The organism is Cernens ardua (assembly GCF_051251085.1).
Classification (GTDB): domain Bacteria; phylum Pseudomonadota; class Gammaproteobacteria; order Pseudomonadales; family Halomonadaceae; genus Cernens; species Cernens ardua.
This window is the reverse complement of record NZ_JBPCZH010000005.1, coordinates 1-20,869: the sequence shown is the minus strand read 5'-3', so window position 1 is coordinate 20,869 and position 20,869 is coordinate 1. Positions and strand designations below refer to the sequence as shown.

Here is a 20,869-nt window from a genome sequence, read left to right as displayed (position 1 = left end):
TCCTTTTTGAAATTTTTTGTCTCGCTAGTTCTCTTGTTTCGCTATGCGTATGAAAAATGAATCATCTGAAACAGGAAAAAAAGTATCAAATTGATAGATAATGCAGTGACATGATTCATCCTCATTCAGGAAGAGGACAGCTTACCTTTAGCCTGCATTCATATGCGACAACATGCTGATCACAATAAAACATCTAACCGTGTATGAAAAACGATAAATTTTATCGTCCATGTGAGATAAACTCACATATAACTCTTCTAGAATGCTGAAAATATTTTTATTTCAGAGCGGCTTCGGGCCCCATTCGAGGAGATACTGTTAGTCGCCTCATTGTTAGCCATACCCTGATCGGTTCACTTGTATAAACGTTATAGCGCACTCTTGTGAGGATAATTTGATGACATCGAATACACTCCCCTCCCTAAAAGCAATTTGTGCGTTTGAGGCCACAGCACGGCGAGGAACTGCCAGTGCGGCTGCAGAAGAGCTAAACGTCACGCATGGCGCAATAAGCCGGCAGCTTCGCCTGCTGGAAGAAGAGTTGGGTGGGGAGTTGTTCGTTCGCCAGGGCCGACGCCTTGTTTTGAATGAGGCAGGCCGTGCTTTTGCTGATCAGGTAACACAGGCTCTTGATCAGTTACGCTCTGCTCGACACGATTTTCAACAGCGACAAAAGGAAACGCCCCTCGTTATCAACTGCCCGGGCAGTCTACTGGCTCGCTGGTTTATCCCGCGTCTTGAACGTTTGAAAAGCGAACTTTCGCACTTGCACCTACGGTTAGTGACGGGGGATGAGGACTCACTTGCAGAAGGCGTGGATGCAAATATTGGCTTCATGCACTCGGTTTCATCAGGTACATACAAGGTTCAGCCACTAAAGAAGGAACAAATAGGGCCAGTGCTCGCTCCCTCCTTTGCTGAAAAGATAGGACTGCCTATCGATGAGCCTCTACCTCCTACACGACTGTACGACCATCCATTATTGCATACTATCTCGCGCCCACAGGCGTGGCCTACCTGGTTCCGTTCACATGAGATACCCCTCGAACGGCTGCAGCAAGGGCAATCTTTCGAGCATCTCTATTACCTATTGGAAGCGGCAGAAGCTGGGCTTGGCATTGCCATCGCCCCACAAATGCTGGTGGAAGACGCCCTGACACGGGGTAGACTCATTGCCCCGTGGGGGTTTACTCCGACAGAGGCCTGTCTGACGCTCATCTATCGCAAAACTGCAGACAAACGGCTCACACAACAGTTGGCAGATTTGGCTAACTGGATTGTCATGGAGTAGGAAGATCAGCGGCGATGGCAATCTTCATAGTGTTTGATCTGATCCATCTGGCGCTGAATACATTGTGAATCGGTTCCGGCACAGGTTTGGCGTGTCCATTGGGACTTGCTACAGCTCCCCCCTGAAACTCCACCCCCACTGGAACAACCGGCAATCAACACAGCAGACATCATCAACATCAAAAATCTCATAAGCCCTTATCCTTGTGGCAATAAGCCCCCGTCCCGACGAGGGCTCTTTAAAAGTTCTATTTTTCCATCATGTTCAGTAAGTGTGTGTATAGATTCGGTAGACATTATGACGAAAGCGCAGACCCGATAGCGTGTGATCCCCTGGGGTACGAATAGAACCTGTACGCAAACGGCATCTCGACAGTTCAGTATCTTCACACCTCAACATACTGCGCCACTTCAACACTCTTCGCGACGTCAATGCCTTCCACAACTTCAATACCCTCCGCAACTTCAACGCCGAGTGCTAAAGCTTAGAGGGTGCGTCCCGATAACAGTTCAATACGCTCCCCACGATGACAATAATAGAGCTGTAGGCCACACAGTCGAGCGGTCTCAATAGCCAGTGTTGAGGGAATCGCCAACGTGGCCAAGGCGGGAATATTCGCCCGAATCACCTTCTGTACCAGCTCGAGACTGCATCGGCTCGACATGATGACAACAGAGGGCAATGGCAGGTTGCCTCTGTATACCTGACCAATCAATTTATCCAGAGCATTATGCCGGCCAATATCGAATCCCGTCACGGGTGCTGCAGCTTCGCCATGTTCGTTCTTGTATACGCCAAGTGCCACATGCATACCGGAACGTCGTTGATCGGATAACTGCCTGAGACCAACCTGCAAGACGGATTCGGTAATCATGGGCTGGGGAGCGAGTTGTTTCAGGCCCAGCATCATGACGGTTTCTGATGCACTACCGCAGCGGCCGCAACTACTGACGGACGTTCCTACTCGCCGTTGTCGGGAAGCCATATCTGCCAATCGTGCATCTACACGCAAACGCACCAACCAACCATGCCTCAATGGCTCCTTTTCGATGGTGTCAACCTGCGCTGCATTTTCGATCAATCCTTCGGTATAACAGAAACCAATAGCCCACGCTTCAAGGCAACTGGGGGTCACCAGTGAAGTCGCATATTCGACTTCATTCAAAGCGAGTGTGACGGGTACCTCTTCAGGGCCATGAATATCCTGTGCAGGCTTGTTACGATAGTCTTCGATCATTCAGGGATTGCTCCTGATCCAGTTTGCCAAAGGACATCCCGATACCAGCCTATTTATCGTGCATCCAATCTATTCGTTTTGATCCAGCCCAGGGCATCGTCCAGACCTTTGGCTATATAAACAGTATGCGCAAAATCATGATCGCTTGTTTGTTCATTGGGAATCGCGATCACATCCAGGTGTGCATTATGTGCCGCCATTACCCCTGAATGTGTATCCTCAAGCGCTATGCCTTCGTCTGGCTGAATATGCAACGCATCCAATGCTTTCAGGTAGCATTCGGGATCTGGCTTGCTATTCACGACATCTGTGCGGGTTACCACAGTATCGAAGAAACGTTCGAAGTGGTAATGATCGAATACGGGTATTACCTCATCACGACTCGACCCTGTAACCAATGCCAAGCGAAGTCCCTGTGCTTTGGCCCACTCCAACGTGGATAAAACATGAGGCATCAGCGCGGGAGGATGTTCACCAAACACTTCCAGTGTTTTTGCCAGCTTTTGCTGGATCAGGTCATCCTTTGAAACCGAAAGCCCAAAGTGGGAAATGAGCCGTTCAACCGTTGCCACAATAGGTAAACCAGCGTAATGGTTTTCGAACTCTTCTTCTGTGAAGCGGCACCCATAGCCTCCCAGTAATGTCTGCCATATTTTGAAATGGGTAGGTTCGGAATTAACCAGAGTGCCATCGAAATCGAATAATAAAGCTTTTAGCGTCATGGCTATTCCTCGATAACAATAATGTGGGACGAAGCAAGCGTGGATAAGCCCAACAATAACAAAGATCCCCGGCCATGTTGACAGAGAGCCTGATGGTACTGCTAAATCGGCGTCAGCCAGAGACATTGAAATAACGGGTAACGCCTCTGACTGAACCCATTCAACCAGCAAAACCTACCATTAAACTGGCTGTTACTAAACTTGTTGTCGCTACAACTGATAGGTAAGCGTCGCCATCCCGTTTCGCGGAGCGCCATACATATTAAAGGTATTGAACAACGCTACGCGCTCATAGTATTTCCGGTCAAAAATATTATTGACGTTCAACTGCGCGCGTAGCCGTGGAGTAAAGTCATAGGCCAACATGGCATTTACAACAGCATAACCGGGTCCATGAATCCCCTGACTGGAACTGATATCACTCAGCACATTCATGCCTGCACCAAAGGTTAGGCGATCAAACCAGCCACGGGTGAACTTGTAATCTGCCCATAGATTGCCCACATGCTTCGGCATGAGCAGGAACAGACCATCACGACGCACATCACCGGTCTGCAATACCTTCGTGGAAAGATACGTGTATCCGGCGACCACATTCAGGTTATCCACCAAACGGCCGGAAATTTCAGCTTCTGCTCCTTGTATGCGCGTTTTCCCCAATGCGGTATATCGCCCGGGCTGATTAACAATCGGAGCAGCGCGATGCTTGTCATAAAGCCTGAATGCGCTGACACGTGCATTCAGTTTCCCATCATAATAACTGCCTTTAATACCCGCTTCATATTGCTCACCCTTGCGTGCTTTCAGCATAGTCCCCCCTTCTCCCATCTGGGTTTGGGGATTCAGCACACGTGAATAGCTACCATAAAGGGAATGTGCGTCGTTCAGATCAACTACCAGTCCTCCGTAAGGAGTTACCTTGAGGTGTTCATGTCGCTTCGCATCGCGCTGAGGTGCTTTGTAGTCATGCAATGTTTGCTGATACGCACTTAGGCGAACACCCCCAATGAGTGCCAGCCGAGAGACAGGTCGGAACGTAAGCTTCGAATAAAGACCATAATCTTCCAGCACGGTTCGCTGATGGGCGAACCCAAGCCTGCCTGTATATCCTTCAGGTCGTCTCGAGGTACCTTCTGCAACACCCAGAATATTGATATGGGAAAGCCCCGCTATATCGCGATATCCAATGGGCTGCCCTAACAGATTCATACCACTCCCCTGCCTTGTCAGTGTGCTGTAACGCTTATAATCAGCACCTATGACAAATTCACTGACCTGCCCATAAGTAGAAAAAGGCTGGCTGAAATTGGCATCCGCAGACACTGCATTCTGCCGCGCTTTCATCCCCATCCCTGCAACAAGCGTCTTGCCCGTAGGGGATACACCTCGCCCACCCCCAAAGAGGTAGTTGAAAGCCACATCCCGATGGCTATATCGAACCCCTATATGGCCATAACCACCACTCTCGAAATGATGGCCCAGTTCGCCAATCCAGTCATTGGATTGATTACGAAACGTATCCCAATGAGCACCAAATGACGTACTCCTTGGTACATTCAAGAGTGCACCGTTGGTACGCGTTCCCAGTCCGTTGTAGGGATTGATATGGTACGTTTGACGCAGGAAGGAGAGGTTCAACTCTGTATCAGCGTCAAGATCAGCCGCGAGCGTACCATAGAACGTATTATCATCATTCGTATTATGGCGTATAAAACCGTGGGAATAGTCATTGGCAATAACAATGCGGCCTCGAAGATGGCCGGCCCTGTCAAAAGGTCCCGCTAGATCACTTTCCAGATAACGCTGCTGCCAATTGCCATAACTGCCCTTGATACTACCCTGAAACTCACGGGTGGGACGCTTCAGCCGCAGATTAATGATTCCCCCCATTTCACTCGAACTATCAAACAGACCAGAAGGGCCACTCATGATCTCAACACGATCAAACGCTGCCAACTGAGGAACGGTCCCCATCATGCTGCTCATCGGTGCCGAGAGCCCATTGATTTCGAAAGAATCATATTCATACCCACGCGAATAGATGGAAGACCGCCCGGCATCATTAGTCAGTATGCGAAGGCCAGGAGCATTGCGAGCCAATTGGTCGAGCGTGTGATCGTTCTGATCACGGATAACATCGTATGTCACCACACTGACTGACTGGGGAATGTCACGAAGTGCCGCAGGTGTCTTCGTGCCAACATAAGCGGAATCGACCGAATAACCACCGATTTGCTCCGATGGGGGCATGGAATAAAGGGCATTTCCCATCACCGTGAGCGTTTCAAAACGGGTGCTATAAGAGGCTTTCGAATCTCTCTCGGCGTCCGACGCGTAAAGGTCAGATGTCCAAAATCCAAGGGTGCTGACAGTAAGATAACAGGCAATGCGAGCAGGATGAGACATTTGAGAAATCCCTAAAAACAGCGCCATAAGCGAGTCATTCACCTTTGTATTGCACGGCATTGCTGACGGAACACAATGTTTCCTGAGATCCCTTCATAAGCAATTCCCAATGTTACATCTCTCTACAAGACCTTAAGCATGCGCTTGTGTAGGAAAGTCTTTTTATAAAGGGTGTGCAAATGGCATGACTGATGGCAGCATAATGTCAATGTGAGTCAGCTCATCATGAATTTCCGGATGAACTGGATACGGCTTAACGCGGCAATAACGGTTGCCCGCAATAGGCCGCTGCAAATATGAAGAAAACGGATAACGCCCTTACAAGGCTCCGACTTCACATGTATTAGGCATCAAACGAGATTGATTATCACTTTCGTTTCCCTTAAGACTCCGTTCCTTCGATGATCTCGACAGATAAATATCCCAAACGACATAAAAGGAGACTCCATGAAAGTGGTCGTGGCCCCCGATAGTTACAAGGATGCCCTATCCGCCTCAGGAGCAGCTGCTGCCATGGCACAAGGGGTACGTAATGCATGGCCTGAGAGTCAGATTATTGAGTGCCCTTTGGGAGACGGTGGAGAAGGAACATTAGACGCACTTTTATGTCTTGAGGGGATCGAGCTCAAGACGCTACAGGTGAACGATGCTCTGGGAAGAAAAAAACAGGCACGCTGGGGACTTCATCATGTTGGGGATGGCAAGAGCGCAGCGATTGTCGAACTTGCTGAAGCAGCAGGCCTTCAGGATATTGCCCCTGAAGAGCGCGACGCACGAATAACTTCAACCTTCGGCGTTGGTCAGCTTATCAAAGAAGCTCTTGATCATCGTGTCGATCAAATTTTGTTGACGCTCGGTGGTAGTGCGACCAACGACGGTGGCGCCGGCATGCTTCAGGCACTGGGCGGTCAGTTACTTGACCGTGAAGGGAAACCGTTACCCCCGGGCGGTATAGCGCTGGCGCAACTTTCCTATATTGATCTAAGCGGATTGGACCCTCGTCTTCGCCAGACGCAGGTCCAGGCGGCTGTTGATGTATCCAGCCCGCTTACCGGTCCGAAAGGTGCCAGCCATGTTTTTGGTGCACAAAAAGGCGCCAGCCCTAGGGATATTGAGCGACTGGATAAGGCACTGACACGTTTGGCAGACTATACCGCCAATGTGCTGGGTGCTGACTATCGGGCAGTGGCAGGTGCTGGGGCTGCCGGGGGGATGGGGTTTGCTGCCAAAGCCTTTTTGAACGCCGACCTGCGCCCGGGAATCGAGCTAGTGACAGAACAGATTGGTTTTGAACAACTACTCGCTGATACTGACCTGCTAATCGTGGGTGAAGGTGCTCTGGACGCCCAAAGCCTGGGAGGGAAAACGCCTGTGGGCGCTGCACGTATCGCCAAGAGAATGAATATCCCCTGTATCGCACTGGTAGGGCATTTGGGAGATGGTTGGCAACAGGCACATGAAGAGGGAATTACAGCTGCATTCGCGTTAAGCGAAGGAGTAACAACGCTCTCCGTCGCCCTTGATCAAACTGCGAAACATCTGACATCGCGTTCAGCAGAAATCATTCGGCTCTGGCGTGCCAGTAACCGTCAGGGTCAACTACATCAGGCACACTAATCGCTACATGAAGTGATTAATATTGCCATTTATATCAGGCATATTGTTACTTAAGACTGACACACTTTACATTTTTCTCATGGTATGATGGTAGCATAATCATGTAAGTACAGTGAGCCCTGTTGGCCCCCATGAAAGGGTTAACTATCTGGGAAAGGCGGCGTCGCAAAATACAGAGTTCTCTCTTCTTGATGGTGATGTAAAGCATTGCCTTACTCATGCAAGAAGTAACATATAGCCTTATTTTGTCTCTTTCAGCCAAGCTATCTCTGTAAATACAGCGATACAGTCGCTTATGCTGTTCATTTCATGTACTTTCATGCCGTCAGCCTACGCTCGATAACCACATTATCACGTAGATACAACCGAGCTGACTTCCCGTTTACCGCTTACCGTGTTGACCAAGAATGGATACCATATACCTCGTCCTGATATTGCTGTTTGTTGCTTCTGCCACAGGTATTGCGGCGCGTTTCGTCCCATCCTTGCCAACACCATTGGTTCAGATTGCATTTGGCGCTCTGCTGGCATGGCCCGCACAGGGAATACATGTTTCGCTTCAGCCTGAGCTTTTTCTGTTATTGTTCATTGCGCCGTTACTCTTTTCGGATGCACGCCGCTTTCCGCAGCGTGAGCTACTGGCCTTGCGCAAGCAGATTGTCGCTCTAGCCCTGGGGCTGGTTCTGTTTACAGTACTCATTGTTGGTTTTTTGATCAACTGGCTAATCCCGCAAATTTCTTTACCCATTGCCTTTGCATTAGCCGCCGTTCTCTCCCCCACAGATGCAGTCGCCGTTTCAGCTATTTCAGGTAAGTTGCCTGTTCCCCCACGCCTGCTCCACATGCTGGAGGGCGAATCGTTGATGAACGATGCATCAGGGCTTGTCGCATTCAACTTCGCCGTAGCGGCTGCATTAACGGGCGTTTTTTCGATCAAGGCAGTGGCACTCAGCTTCATTTTCATTGCCTTCGGTGGTCTTATACTGGGTGCGTTGATTGCCTGGCTCTTCAGTATCCTGAGAACCCAATTGATCGACCGGCATGGGGGGGAGAACTCGGTTACCCAGATTGTCCTGCTTCAATTATTGTTACCTTTTGCGGTCTACTTTCTTGCCGAACATTTTGGCATGTCGGGTATTTTGGCCGCTGTATCGGCAGGGCTTGTGGTCAATGCCACCGACCTGAAACGCCAGGATCAAATCCAGACTCGATTAAAAACACGCAGTATGTGGGAAACCATTGAATTTGTACTCAATTCACTGGTATTCCTGCTATTGGGATTCCAGCTTCCTCACATCCTTGGTGGCGCCTTTGCAGAGCCACTCAAGCATGGCGAATATATGGTGCTGGTAAAACTATGCTTTTATGGAGTGATCATTACATTAGCCTTGTTGGCCATGCGTTTTATCTGGGTATCCAGCGCCGTCTTTATTGCCAACATAGTCAAACGTTTCAGAAAAAGGGGAAAAGCACGCCGGCCCTATTCATTACGGCTGGTGCTAACCGCTACGCTGGCGGGTATACGAGGTACAATCACGCTAGCAGCGGCCTTGTCATTCCCCCAAACACTCGCTAATGGCTCCCCTTTTCCTGCAAGGGATCTGCTGATATTTATTGCTACCTGCGTCATTCTGTTGACACTGCTGTCCGGTAGTATCGGTATCCCCTGGTTATTGAATGGTTTGGATCTACCCAAGGATAATAGCCACGATGACGAAGAGGCCTGGGCTCGAAAATGTGCCGCCGAAGCCGCTATTCGGCGTATTGAGGCCTGCCGACATAATTGGGTGGAAAAGGTACACGCTGAGCAGGCTGCCTTGGAACAGGGTGATGGACAGGAGAGTCAGGCTGAAACGAAACAGGACAATCGTATTGTTGTCTATGCAGAGCAGAGCACTCAAATCCTCAATGCCTACCGTGAACGCATAAGTGAGGGCTCTACCGAAGCGGGTGAACAACTTTCCAGACTCCAAAGGCAGGTTTGGCAGGCTCTGGTTCGGCAAGCCCTCCATGCGGAGCGTGCGGAATACTATCGTTTACGTAATCACAACAAAATCAATGATGAACTTCTGAATAGTCTGGTAAGAGAGCTGGATCTTCGTGAAACGGGCTTGTTGGCCGGCTCCGAGCAAGGGGATTATGCAGTTTCCTGACCAGCGTTCGGATTGGAGAGTTAATCGTTTTCGCGACAGGGTGACATGTTCTAATCGCTAACAAGAATTTCAGTCAGGTATCTCTTATGATGTGATACATGCTGTTTTCGGTTTTAATTACGTGATTATGGCTCACTTGTCATCCTCAACTACAGCCACCTCTCAACTACATCCACCTCTCAACTACATCCACGAACATGTCTCCATTACTCAGTGAATACAGTACAGAAGCGTGCCCTTGCTGTTCAGGGTCAAGCTACTCTGATTGCTGCGCTCCTCTGCACTATCATCGTCATGTCGCACAAAGTGCCGTTGCATTGATGCGCTCGCGTTACAGCGCATTCGCACTCGGTGGATTAGGCCATTATTTGCTCGAAACCTGGCATCCAGAAGCTCCCGATGCGGCTCAACTCAATGCAGCTGGGCTTTCTGTCAGAGAGGTAGACTGGAAAGCACTGGAAATATTGGATGTTCGAGAAAAGAATGACAAAGCTATAGTGGAATTCCGCGCCAGCTTTCGACTACCTGATCAGAAAGAATCCCTTCGGACCTTGCGCGAGCGCTCACGTTTCGTAAAGGAACAAGGCTCTTGGTATTACATCAGAGGCGACATGATTGATGAAATATCTGCCAGCAAGAAACCGGGAAGGAATGAGCCGTGTACCTGTGGTAGTGGCAAGAAGTACAAACGTTGTTGCGGTCAATAGGCTGGTAGCAATACAAGGGCAATACACGAACAGCAAAAAAGGGAGGCCTCCCCACGGTGATTAACACCGTGTAGAGGCCTCCCGATTATTTCACCCTAGGAATGTCATATTACCAAGGCCGTATCAGTAGAGCGCCTTTTGAGTGTAAAGTTTGGTATTAAGATAAGACTCAATTGCCTCACTTCCACCCTCGGTTCCATATCCTGAGTCCTTGATCCCACCAAAAGGCAATTCAGGAATGGACAAGCCCACATGATTTAACGTCAACATACCGGTTTCAACATCACGTGAAATTCGCAACGCATTTGCCTGCCCATTGGTATAGGCATAGGCAGCCAATCCGTAGGGTAAACGATTTGCTTCAGTAATTGCGTCATCCAGTGTCGCAAAACTATTCACAATAGCCACTGGCCCGAAGGGTTCATCTTCCATAATAGAAGCGGAGACCGGAACATTGGCCAGAATAGTGGGCTCGAAGAAATAGCCTTTTCTCGACAGGCGTTTCCCCCCCGTTACCAGCTTCGCGCCTTTTTCAGTCGCATCCTTGATCATCGATTCCAAAGCTGGGATACGACGCTCATTCGCAAGGGGTCCAACATCCACGCCCTCTTCATCACCTGCACCGACCTTGAGTTTTTCCACTTCAGTCTTGAAGAGATCAAGGAATTTATCGAAGACACCATCTTGAATCAGAAAACGCGTGGGTGAAATACAGACCTGACCACAATTACGGAATTTGGTGCTCGCCATCTCACGTGCTGCAAGCTCAATATCTGCATCATCGCAAACGATAACGGGTGCGTGTCCACCCAACTCCATCGTGGCACGTTTCATGTGCTGACCGGCCAAGGCAGACAAGTGTTTACCAATGGGGGTCGACCCGGTGAACGAAATTTTCTGGATAACAGGATGCGGGATCAGGTATTCGGAAATATCACTCGGCACACCATAGACCAGATTGACAACGCCATCCGGAATACCTGCATCCACAAAGGCACGAATCAATTCAGCCGGAGAAGCCGGTGTTTCTTCAGGCGCCTTAACGATGATGGAACACCCAACGCATACGGCAGCAGACAATTTACGCACCACCTGATTGATCGGGAAATTCCATGGCGTAAAGGCAGCCACGGGGCCAACCGGTTGCTTGATTGTGATCTGACGCACATCAGGATCACGTGAAGGAATTACCTGCCCATAAGCACGGCGGCCTTCTTCGGCAAACCATTCGATAGTGTGGGCCGCACCCAACGTCTCCAACTTGGCCTGCTGAACCGGTTTACCCTGCTCCTGTGACATGATGTCGGCAATATAATCTGCACGTTCACGCAGGATGCTAGCCGCTCTTTTCATAATGCCATGGCGTTCAAGAACCGAAACGTTGCGCCACACCTTGAAACCTTTCTCGGCAGCCTCAAGCGCATCATCCAAATCTGCCTGTTCTGCGTGAGCGATCTTACCGATAACTTCTTCTGTCGCGGGATTCACAACATCAATCGTTTTGCCACCTTTTGCATCGCGCCATTGGCCATCAATGAAAAGCTGTATATCCGGATATTGACTGGAATTACTCATGAAAATCTCCTGTCAGGTAAGTGGGGTGAGAGCATAAAACGGCTTGAATCAGGATGAAGGGGTGGAATTCCCCAGCCCCTGTGCGCGCAATATTTTATTTTTATAGCGGTGTAAGTGCTCAAGACTTGTTGGACGTATTCAACGCTGTTCGGCATTTCTGGTGGAAATAATCATGCCCACTTCCCCCAGTGAATAAAGTCCTGCTTTCTTACTAATATAGTTGGGTGAAAATGCATGAAAATCAACCCGGGGACATTATTCGAAAAACTTTATCATCATATACCCTTCGCTTCACCATAAGCGATACTGTCATCTACGTGTAGCTCAACATTGCGATACACACACAACAGCAACCAAAAGCGAAACAGGAAGAAAACTTCGATCTAGTAACTTAGATGTAGTAACTTCGATGTAGTAACACGCTCCCTCAGAGTGAAACGCTCCCTCTCAGTAGCAAGCGCCCATAAAGATAGTCACATATGGGCATAGGCGCAGTGTGCATTATTAGCCTATCCTTACCACTATGCCCTACTTATTTTCCTGCATTCATTTATCCTAAGCCAGTGTTTATTAACAGATTATAACACTATGTTTATAAATGCCGGTTCTTTCCCATTTACCCATTTTAGCTGTATTGTGCGCCTATTAGACTTTGGATGAACATGTAGTGCTGTGGTCTCATGCATGTTTATCGCCTGAAATGATTCCTTATGGAAGGTACCTCATGAAAAAATTACTCGCTGTTATCACTGCCGGTCTTTTGTTGACAAGCCCGCTTATGGCGAAAGCTGACACCATTCGCGTCGGCATGTCGGGTGGCTATTATCCCTATACCTTCGAAAACTTTGGAAAACTCCAGGGGTTTGAGGTGGATTTGATGAATGCCATCGGCCAAAAGCTGGGAGATAACGTCCAGTTTGTGACAGCAAGCTTTTCTGGCCTTGCTGGCATGTTGGATGCAGGTCGTATCGATACGATCGCCAACCAGATCACTATCACTCCAGAGCGCAAAGCCAAGTATCTGTTCTCTACACCCTATATTTATGACGGTGCGCAGCTTGCGGTGAAGAATTCAACCAATAACATCAACTCTCCCGCCGATCTGAGCGGTAAAAGTGTCGGTGTTAATCTGGGCTCCAATTTCGAACAGCTCTTGCAGCAATTACCAAACGCAAAACAGATCAATATCCGTACCTATGACAGTGGTATCGAGCAGGATGTAGTGCTGGGCAGGCTCAACGCTTTCGTTATGGATCGCTCCAGTATTGCCCGGATTATCAAGATGTCTCACTTGCCGCTGAAAATGGTAGGTCAGCCATTTTCGATTATCGAGAATGCCTATCCTTTCCGCAAAAATGCGCAGGGTGAAGCACTGAAAACCAATATAGATAAAGCACTCGCCCAGCTTCAACAGGATGGCACCCTGGCCAAACTGTCCGAAAAATGGCTGGGTAGTAACCTGACGGATGCCCCCGAATCAGCACATTGATAGAAGAGTTCGACCATGCTGAATTATCACTACATGCTGCAATTGGTGCCTTACCTCATCGGTTATATTCCACTCACTCTGGAAATTGCCGTGGCATCCATGTTTTTTGCCCTGATATTAGCCATGCTGATTGCTGTAATCAGGGTATTGCGTATACCGGTGCTTAATCAGCTAACTCTTGTTTTTGTCTCTTTTTTTAGAGGCACCCCCATACTGGTGCAGCTCTTTCTGTTTTACTATGGATTACCGCAGCTGTTTGCCTCGCTCACATCCATCAATGGTATTGAAGCTGCGATATTGGGCCTTTCGCTCAATTATGCGGCTTACATGTCAGAATCCATAAGAGCGGCCATTACGGGGGTGGCGCACAGCCAGGTAGACGCAGCGCTCTCTATCGGTATGACACAAAGTCAGCTGATGCGACGGATCGTGCTCCCCCAGGCCTTCAGAGTCGCGGTGCCAACACTGGTCAACTACTTCATTGACGTCATAAAGTCCACCTCGCTGGCTTTCACATTGGGTGTAACCGAACTTATGAGTGCCGCCCAGAAAGAGGCCGCCAGCAATTTTCTGTATTTCGAAACATTCCTGACTGTTGCCATCATTTACTGGGTCATGGTGGAAATACTCTCCTTCGCTCAACGGTGGCTAGAGCATAAACTAAACCATGCCTATAGCCGCTAGAATTTCCAGTTGACAGGATATCTTCATGACTTCGGAAAATAATGCCCTCACCCTGCGTAGCCTTACCAAACGCTATGGTGAACACACGGTGCTCAACAACATAGATATCACCATTCAACAAGGTGAAATTGTCGTGGTCATCGGCCCATCAGGAACAGGAAAGTCCACCCTGCTTCGGTGTATTAACCTGCTGGAAAAGCCAGACACAGGGCAGTTGACACTCGGGACACTTTTTATTGCAAATCTTGCGCATGCATCAAAATCCCAAACACTGATGCTACGCAGACATACGGCTTTTGTATTTCAGAACTATGCCTTATTTGCCAATAAGACAGCTCTGCAAAACATTGCGGAAAGGCTCATTGTTGTTAACAAAATGCCAAAGGAAAAAGCCTATGAGCATTCTCGGCAACTTCTTGGTCGAGTGGGCCTTGCAGACAAGGCGAATAGCTATCCCAGTCAACTTTCGGGAGGGCAGCAACAACGTGTAGGCATTGCACGTGCGATGGCTGCCAACGCTGAGCTAATACTCTTTGATGAACCTACATCCTCATTGGACCCGGAATGGGTCGATGAGGTGCTAAACGTTATAAAGGATCTTGCACGAAGCCATCAGACCATGCTCATCGTCACACACGAGATGCGTTTTGCCCGAGAGATTGCGGATCGAATCATTTTCATGGAAGGTGGCAACATTATTGAAGAAGGCCCCCCTGAACACATCTTCAACCATCCAACAGACCCAAGAACAGCGGCATTTCTTGAGCGAGTTAGTTAACGTTTTGCCATGAGTGCAACCAAAACCTCCAAATTGAACTCATGTATGTACATTAACCAACCTCAGCACGAGGTTGGTTTGGTAATAAAATTACTCACATTTTAAATATTGTCTTCTTTTTCAACCTCTCATTATATAAATACATACCATAAAATGTAGTTTTATTAACAACAAACTATAAAAAACTTATAAATTAAATAAATATATGTCTTATAGGGTAATAGTCTTATTTAGACCAACGTTTAAACGACTTATCTGTCAACTTCTATACACTCGAATCATTGGTATTCAAGGGCTTGCAAACCAATTCCAATATTGTCTCTATTTTTTAGAACTGCTGAAGTCCTATTACTTCCCTTTGAGAATTAGTCATTAGTTGAAAACACACTAACGAGTGATTTTTATTTAGAAGATAACTGCTCCAGTGAGCATCAATAATTTAATTACCGTCCTACTTCATACCATTAACATCTAGGAACTATTTTATCCACCTAAATAGTCTTATTTGTACGAACGATATTATGGGATCGGTTACATAGACGCATTGGTACCGTCTTTGTATAACGGGAGGCTGGCAATGGCACCAAATCCGACACAATCAAAAGACAATTCCGCCTGGGAAGATCCTGATTATCTGGATAACCTGCGTAAAGCAACATGGGCCAGCTGCGTAGGAAGCGCTCTTGAGTACTATGACTTTGCTTTATATGGGCTCGCCGCGGCCCTCATTTTTGGCCGCCTGTTTTTTCCTGAACTAGGTGCGTCTGCAGGGATTGCAGCGGGATTCGCCACTTATGCCGTAGGCTTCATGGCACGGCCGCTAGGTGGAATCTTTTTTGGTGCACTGGGTGATCGCTTGGGACGAAAAGCAATTCTCATCATCACAATCGCTCTCATGGGCGGCTCAACAACCTTGATTGGAATATTGCCGACGGGTCAAACCATCGGTATCGCCGCGCCCATTTTGCTTGTTCTTCTCAGGGTATTGCAGGGGCTGGGAGCCGGTGCCGAGCAGGCAGGCGCTACGGTATTAATGGCTGAATATGCTCCCCCCAATCGTCGTGGCTACGTTGCATCCCTCCCCTTCGTCGGAATCATGGTAGGGATTATTATCGCATCGGGTGTATTCTTTCTATTAGGTATCGTTAATGAACAAGTGGTCATGGATTGGTTGTGGCGTGTTCCCTTCCTGCTTTCTACACTTTTGATCAGCGTTGCAGTCTATGTACGCATGAAAATGAAAGAGAGCCCCACGTTCGTCAAACTGGAACGTCAGGAACAGGTTGCCAATCATCCGACGCGTGATGCCTTCAAATTTTCGCTACCCAGCATGCTTCGTGGTATAGGGCTGCGTATGGCAGAAAATGGGAGTTCCGCCATTTACCAAACACTGGCAGTGAGCTTCATCACCAATATTGTGGGGATAGCGCCATGGAAAGGACCCCTGGCGATTGCGATAGGTGCAGCGTTGAGTGTCTTTATCATTCCTTTCGCTGGCGCCCTGAGTGATCGATATGGTCGGATGCGTATTTACAGAATCGGAGCCATCGTACAATGGGTACTGGCCATTCCTGCCTGGGCCCTGATGGCACATGGTTCGAGCTGGATGATTATTCCCGTACTCGCAATCACCTATGCATTTAGCATCAATATTATGTTGGGAGCACAGTGCGCAGCACTTCCCGAACTCTTTGGCAACCGTAACCGTTATATCTGTGTAGCCATTACACGAGAGTTCAGCGCGGTAATTGCCGGTGGTATCGCACCTTTCATCGGTACGCTGTTGCTGGCACTATTCGCGAACTCGTGGGTACCGCTTGCGTTGTATGTCATGGTTCTGGCAACCCTCACTATTTGGGCTACTTTTACAACGCCGGAAACAAAAGGAAGAGATCTTGGCGAAACCGACGATGCCTTTAATAATATACCTTCTAGAAAAACAAGATCCACCCGTCATTCTATAGGCAAAAAAACACCTGTCATGGCATCTAATCTACCTATTTCCATCAAATAATATTTTTCATTCAATCATATGCTTCTAACCAAAAACGCCGTTTCTGACGGCGTTTTTTCTTTATCACTATAAATAAATTATTGGAACGATGATATGACAGAAGGAAAACCTCTATTCAGGATCGGTATGTTAGGGCTGGGACATATGGGATCTCCAATGGCCGAACATTTACTTGCCTCTCCTTTGGTCAGTGTCGTAAATATTACAGGACGAAGTCGCACGAAACTTAAAGAGCTGGAGAAAATTGGCGGTGTATGGCGTGAGACTCCCAAGGATCTTGCTCTTGACAGTGATATTATTATTTCCGTGCTTCCAGATTTACCTGAACTTGAAGCATTACTCAAAGGCACTGATGGGATATTGGCGGGGACCAGGCATCCTATCGTCATCGTGATTTGTTCAACATCATCGCCGCAAGGAGTGCGTGAGCTGTCGGAAAAGCTGACAACGATGACACATGGCAAAATAACTATAATGGATGCACCCTTGAGTGGTGGAACAGAGGGCGCAAAAGAGGGAACCCTCTCTATCATGATGGGAGGAGATAGATCACTTTATGACAGGATATCCCTGATTATGGAGGCATGTGGAACACCTCTTTACATGGGGAAACTGGGAACCGGGCAAATTACAAAAGCCTGCAATCAGATGATAGTCGCCTCAACGATTACGGCCTTGAGCGAAGCTAGTATTATTGCCGAGCGTGCGGGCATTAAACTGGAACAATTATTCAGGGCTCTAGCAGGTGGATATGCAGGAAGCCACTTACTGGAATCACGCAAGCGACGTTTGATTCAAAAGGACTATCACGTATCCGGGGCAGCCAAATTTTTGCTAAAGGATCTCACCTTTGCCGAAGATGAAAGCCATCGACACCATGTCTATACACCACAGCTAAACACTCTACGTACGATTTTCGGGGACATTGCAAAAAATGAAATGGGCGAAAAAGATATGTCCGTTGTTCAAAACTGGATCGAGTCACAAAGTAGCCAAAGCAAATAAATGAGCGATGTAAGACTTCCCTACAGGCGGAGATTCAAGCACAAGCTTCTGGAAGAAACCTCATATCCCTCCTTGCTTCCCCTCGGCTCAGGTCTTTTTCCTTGTACCTGTCCCTATACCAATAACTGCTGCAATGATCACAACGCCCGGGAATACCCATGTAGAAAGACCATGAATACCTGTCAGTAGACCCAGCCGTGAAATAATGAGTCCAAGACATATGCCAAGTCCCAAACAAGCCAATACAGGCGTAATGATGCTAGTCATGATTGAAAAATGATGTTCAATACGTCGAAAAAATACCATTGCCGATATCATTACCAGAATCTGCACGGCGACGATGGCAATAATGGCGATACCCGCCATCCACAGATAGACAGTAGAATAGACATCCACCCTACTAATACCACACAAGAAAAGCGTAATAATGATCGCTGAAGACTGAACAATACCTGCTATATAAGGCGATTTATGTTGTTGATGTAGATGTGAAAGCCCTCGGTAAACCTTCATATAACGTCCCAGGGAATACAAATAGCGATTAAGGCTATTATGAAATGAAAGAAGGCAGGCAAACATACTACTCAACATCAGTAAATTCATTATATCCACAGCCCAGTGGCCAAGTAGCATATGTGCTGCATTGAAATAAAGCGTATTGGGATTCGCCCGGGCCGCTTCCTGGATATTCTCGACTCCGTAATATTGCAAAATAGTCCAACTGGATAAAGTATAGAAAGCTGTAATGACAATAACCGCACTATACGTAGCACGAGGAATGGTTCGTTTGGGTGTTTTGGCTTCCTCTGCAAAAATGGCCGTCGCTTCAAATCCAATGAATGCCCCCATTACAAGAGCCATGGAAGCTCCCAACCCCGGTGAGAATACCTGGGATATACCGAAACCTGTAAGGCCAATTCCCTGAGGCCCTCCTCCATGTAGCAGTATTGCTACATCAAGAAGTAATAGAATCGCAATTTCTGCGATCATGCAAATCCCCAAAATCCGGCCGGATATTTCGATATTCCTCAGCCCAAAAATAAAAATAAAGATTTGAGTAATCAGTGTCCATAACCACCAGGGCAGTGAAACATCGATGCCAAGCATCGTATTTCGCATAAAAATCCCCAACAGAGAGTAAATGCTTAGTTGTACAGAAAAGTATGCCAGTACTGCCATGACGCCACTTGCCCGGCCCAATGCAGCTCCCAAGCCAACCGTGACGTACTCATAAAAAGCCCCGGCTTTTTGGATGTACAACGACATGGCAGAGTATGGGCGTGAAAAGAGGAGATAAATAATGCCAGCGATAATAAAGGTCCCGGGGACCCCAGCGCCATTACCATATGCCATAGCCGCAGGAGTAACGCCAATAACGGCTGTCATGGGTGCAGCAGCGGCTATGACGAAAAAGACGACATGAGCAATTCCAATCGAATCTTTCTTTAATCCTATTGGGGAACGTACGGAATCGGTACGATGAGTTTGCGTATTATTGTTAATACTCATCTTTATCACCTTCATCTAATTGTATTGGCCGACCGAATAACTTCACTTGTCACTGGGAAATACGGCAATTCCCGTAATAGAATTCTAAAGACCAGCTGTTGTTATCAATTTTTATAAATTTTTGAGGTCAAAATATAGGGGTAGTCAGGATATAGCGGCTACAAATATACATCATAGCCCTATATCGCCTGTTTGGGCTGGAGGTATAAAATGCCTGGATTAACTCATACAACCCTGGAAATAGATCTGCGGCCAGGCAATAGCAATGTGTCTATTCTTCTACGAAACGCATATATTTCAATTTTTGGGTATTGTTTCCTGAACTTTGGCCGTTACACGAATACGAGGTTTTTGCTGAGGTGCAGGATGAATCCCCTGGATAGTCGAAGGGGCCTGTTCCAGGTTATGGTTGCCATGAGAACCCTCTGACGTTTTATCGTGAAGAGTAGCGGTTGGAGTGGATTGATTTGATATAGACTCCGGCTGATCGTACTCCTCATCAGTCACTTCATCCTTTTCCGAGTATGATATTTCTTCTTCTACCCATTCAGGTTCTTCATACTCTTCGAATCCAAACCACCCATGTTTGCTTTTGAGCGCAGACTCATCATCCTGATCATTGGGGATAATGGGCGAGACCGGCTCCTGTTGATATTCAGATTCATCTTCGCGTTCAAAGTCAGACTCTTCATGCAGATCATCATCGTTTTGACGAACTACAATGGGGCCTGCCTCGTCAGAATCGACAGCATCATGGCGATGAGCAAACTTAAGGGTTGGTTCCTCTCGATTGTCGGCATACCACCATTTAGGAGGCGTATGAGACGCTTCTTCGTGATTAGAAGCATCTACATGCCCTAGCTCATTCTGACGACCAGTATGTTGTTCTTCTGTACTATACGCTAGCGTTTCATGATGCTCATCTTCCGAAGAAAGATGTAACTTCGGCATTTCATGGTCAGTGTCCGATTCATCCCCCGTACGTAGCATCGGGGCATCAGAATTCTTTCTTTTACGAAGCGATGCCTGCTCATCAGCAAACTGAGCCGTATTCAGCCCCTTCCGAGCGTACAGGTTTGCCCAGAGAGCAAAAGCAAAGACAATGAGGCTCACAAAGGCCAGCTCATAACCTGTGCCATTCTGCTGAGTGCACTCTATATAAATTCCACAAAGGATAAAGGTCAGGCTGACAACAAGAACAATCAGACTAACAATACCCAACAGAGACTTGCCTACGACCTTGGTATTCAAGATAACTCCAATCTGACATCGACAAACTGATTAACGGCAGTTGCTTTACTGCGGATTACCTCTTTCAGGTACTACTCTATCAGCTTGGCGGGAAAAAATAATCGGTATTATCGCAGTATAACTCAATGAGGCAGGGATATTCACAATCCAGAGTATTTCTTCAGCTTCATGAAAAGCAACGTCATGAAAACAAGGGATGGCGCAAGGAATAGGCAGAAGGGTCAAGAGGGATGGCGCAAGGAATAGGCAGAAGGGTCAAGAGGGATGCGTAAGTTTTGCTTACAGAGCCTTATCCTGCATTTGACGAGGTATATTTCCTCCAGACAAAAAGAAAACCCGCTGTGCCTTCCGACACAACGGGTTCTCTGGGATAGATGCCTGACGATGACCTACTCTCACATGGGGAAGCCCCACACTACCATCGGCGCTAA

General features: G+C 47.7%; 16 protein-coding genes. 9 read left to right on the top strand and 7 right to left on the bottom strand.

Features of this window, described 5'->3' with window-relative positions:
- The first annotated feature begins 397 nt into the window (after positions 1–397).
- Positions 398–1,291, top strand: a complete 894-nt coding sequence (locus tag LMG33818_RS09530; RefSeq protein WP_442323153.1) for a LysR family transcriptional regulator — start codon at positions 398–400, stop codon at positions 1,289–1,291.
- A 5-nt stretch (positions 1,292–1,296) separates the two neighbouring features.
- On the opposite strand, the gene LMG33818_RS09525 is transcribed toward LMG33818_RS09530, so the two are convergent.
- From LMG33818_RS09525 to LMG33818_RS09510, 4 genes are all read right to left on the bottom strand, one after another.
- Positions 1,297–1,482: a hypothetical protein gene (locus LMG33818_RS09525; RefSeq protein WP_442323152.1), complete on the bottom strand. Its 186-nt coding sequence runs from the start codon at positions 1,480–1,482 to the stop codon at positions 1,297–1,299.
- Positions 1,483–1,775: 293 nt separating this feature from the next.
- The gene (locus LMG33818_RS09520; RefSeq protein WP_442323151.1) at positions 1,776–2,528 is read right to left on the bottom strand and encodes a formate dehydrogenase accessory sulfurtransferase FdhD; all 753 of its coding nucleotides are present in this window, start codon (positions 2,526–2,528) and stop codon (positions 1,776–1,778) included.
- 53 nt (positions 2,529–2,581) lie between these two features.
- Positions 2,582–3,250 carry an HAD family hydrolase gene (locus tag LMG33818_RS09515; protein ID WP_442323150.1) on the bottom strand — a complete coding sequence of 223 codons (669 nt, stop codon included), beginning with the start codon at positions 3,248–3,250 and terminating at the stop codon, positions 2,582–2,584.
- Positions 3,251–3,460: 210 nt separating this feature from the next.
- On the bottom strand, positions 3,461–5,656 hold the full coding sequence (locus tag LMG33818_RS09510) for a TonB-dependent siderophore receptor (RefSeq protein WP_442323149.1): 2,196 nt from the start codon (positions 5,654–5,656) through the stop codon (positions 3,461–3,463).
- 447 nt (positions 5,657–6,103) lie between these two features.
- On the opposite strand from LMG33818_RS09510, the gene LMG33818_RS09505 reads away from it, so the two are divergent.
- From LMG33818_RS09505 to LMG33818_RS09495, 3 genes are all read left to right on the top strand, one after another.
- A complete protein-coding gene (locus tag LMG33818_RS09505; RefSeq protein ID WP_442323148.1) occupies positions 6,104–7,273 on the top strand; it encodes a glycerate kinase in 1,170 nt (389 codons plus the stop codon).
- A gap of 407 nt (positions 7,274–7,680) precedes the next feature.
- A complete protein-coding gene (locus tag LMG33818_RS09500; protein WP_442323147.1) occupies positions 7,681–9,426 on the top strand; it encodes a Na+/H+ antiporter in 1,746 nt (581 codons plus the stop codon).
- A gap of 197 nt (positions 9,427–9,623) precedes the next feature.
- Positions 9,624–10,133: a YchJ family protein gene (locus tag LMG33818_RS09495; RefSeq protein WP_442323146.1), complete on the top strand. Its 510-nt coding sequence runs from the start codon at positions 9,624–9,626 to the stop codon at positions 10,131–10,133.
- Between the two features lie 123 nt (positions 10,134–10,256).
- Here the strand turns inward: LMG33818_RS09495 and LMG33818_RS09490 are convergent, their stop codons facing one another.
- Positions 10,257–11,708, bottom strand: a complete 1,452-nt coding sequence (locus LMG33818_RS09490; RefSeq protein ID WP_442323145.1) for an NAD-dependent succinate-semialdehyde dehydrogenase — start codon at positions 11,706–11,708, stop codon at positions 10,257–10,259.
- 724 nt (positions 11,709–12,432) lie between these two features.
- Here LMG33818_RS09490 and LMG33818_RS09485 point away from each other — a divergent pair.
- The 5 genes from LMG33818_RS09485 (at position 12,433) to LMG33818_RS09465 (ending at position 17,678) form a co-directional block, all read left to right on the top strand.
- Positions 12,433–13,197, top strand: a complete 765-nt coding sequence (locus LMG33818_RS09485) for an amino acid ABC transporter substrate-binding protein (RefSeq protein ID WP_442323144.1) — start codon at positions 12,433–12,435, stop codon at positions 13,195–13,197.
- Between the two features lie 15 nt (positions 13,198–13,212).
- Positions 13,213–13,881, top strand: a complete 669-nt coding sequence (locus LMG33818_RS09480) for an amino acid ABC transporter permease (RefSeq protein WP_442323143.1) — start codon at positions 13,213–13,215, stop codon at positions 13,879–13,881.
- A gap of 25 nt (positions 13,882–13,906) precedes the next feature.
- Complete coding sequence (locus LMG33818_RS09475; RefSeq protein WP_442323142.1) at positions 13,907–14,659, top strand: amino acid ABC transporter ATP-binding protein; 753 nt, start codon at positions 13,907–13,909, stop codon at positions 14,657–14,659.
- 577 nt (positions 14,660–15,236) lie between these two features.
- On the top strand, positions 15,237–16,673 hold the full coding sequence (locus LMG33818_RS09470; RefSeq protein ID WP_442323141.1) for an MFS transporter: 1,437 nt from the start codon (positions 15,237–15,239) through the stop codon (positions 16,671–16,673).
- Between the two features lie 93 nt (positions 16,674–16,766).
- Positions 16,767–17,678: an NAD(P)-dependent oxidoreductase gene (locus LMG33818_RS09465; RefSeq protein ID WP_442323140.1), complete on the top strand. Its 912-nt coding sequence runs from the start codon at positions 16,767–16,769 to the stop codon at positions 17,676–17,678.
- 87 nt (positions 17,679–17,765) lie between these two features.
- On the opposite strand, the gene LMG33818_RS09460 is transcribed toward LMG33818_RS09465, so the two are convergent.
- Together LMG33818_RS09460 and LMG33818_RS09455 are read right to left on the bottom strand one after the other, a co-directional pair.
- Entirely contained in the window at positions 17,766–19,187 is a 1,422-nt protein-coding gene (locus tag LMG33818_RS09460) for an APC family permease (RefSeq protein WP_442323139.1), read from the bottom strand.
- A gap of 297 nt (positions 19,188–19,484) precedes the next feature.
- Entirely contained in the window at positions 19,485–20,438 is a 954-nt protein-coding gene (locus LMG33818_RS09455; RefSeq protein WP_442323138.1) for a hypothetical protein, read from the bottom strand.
- Positions 20,439–20,869 lie beyond the last annotated feature (431 nt).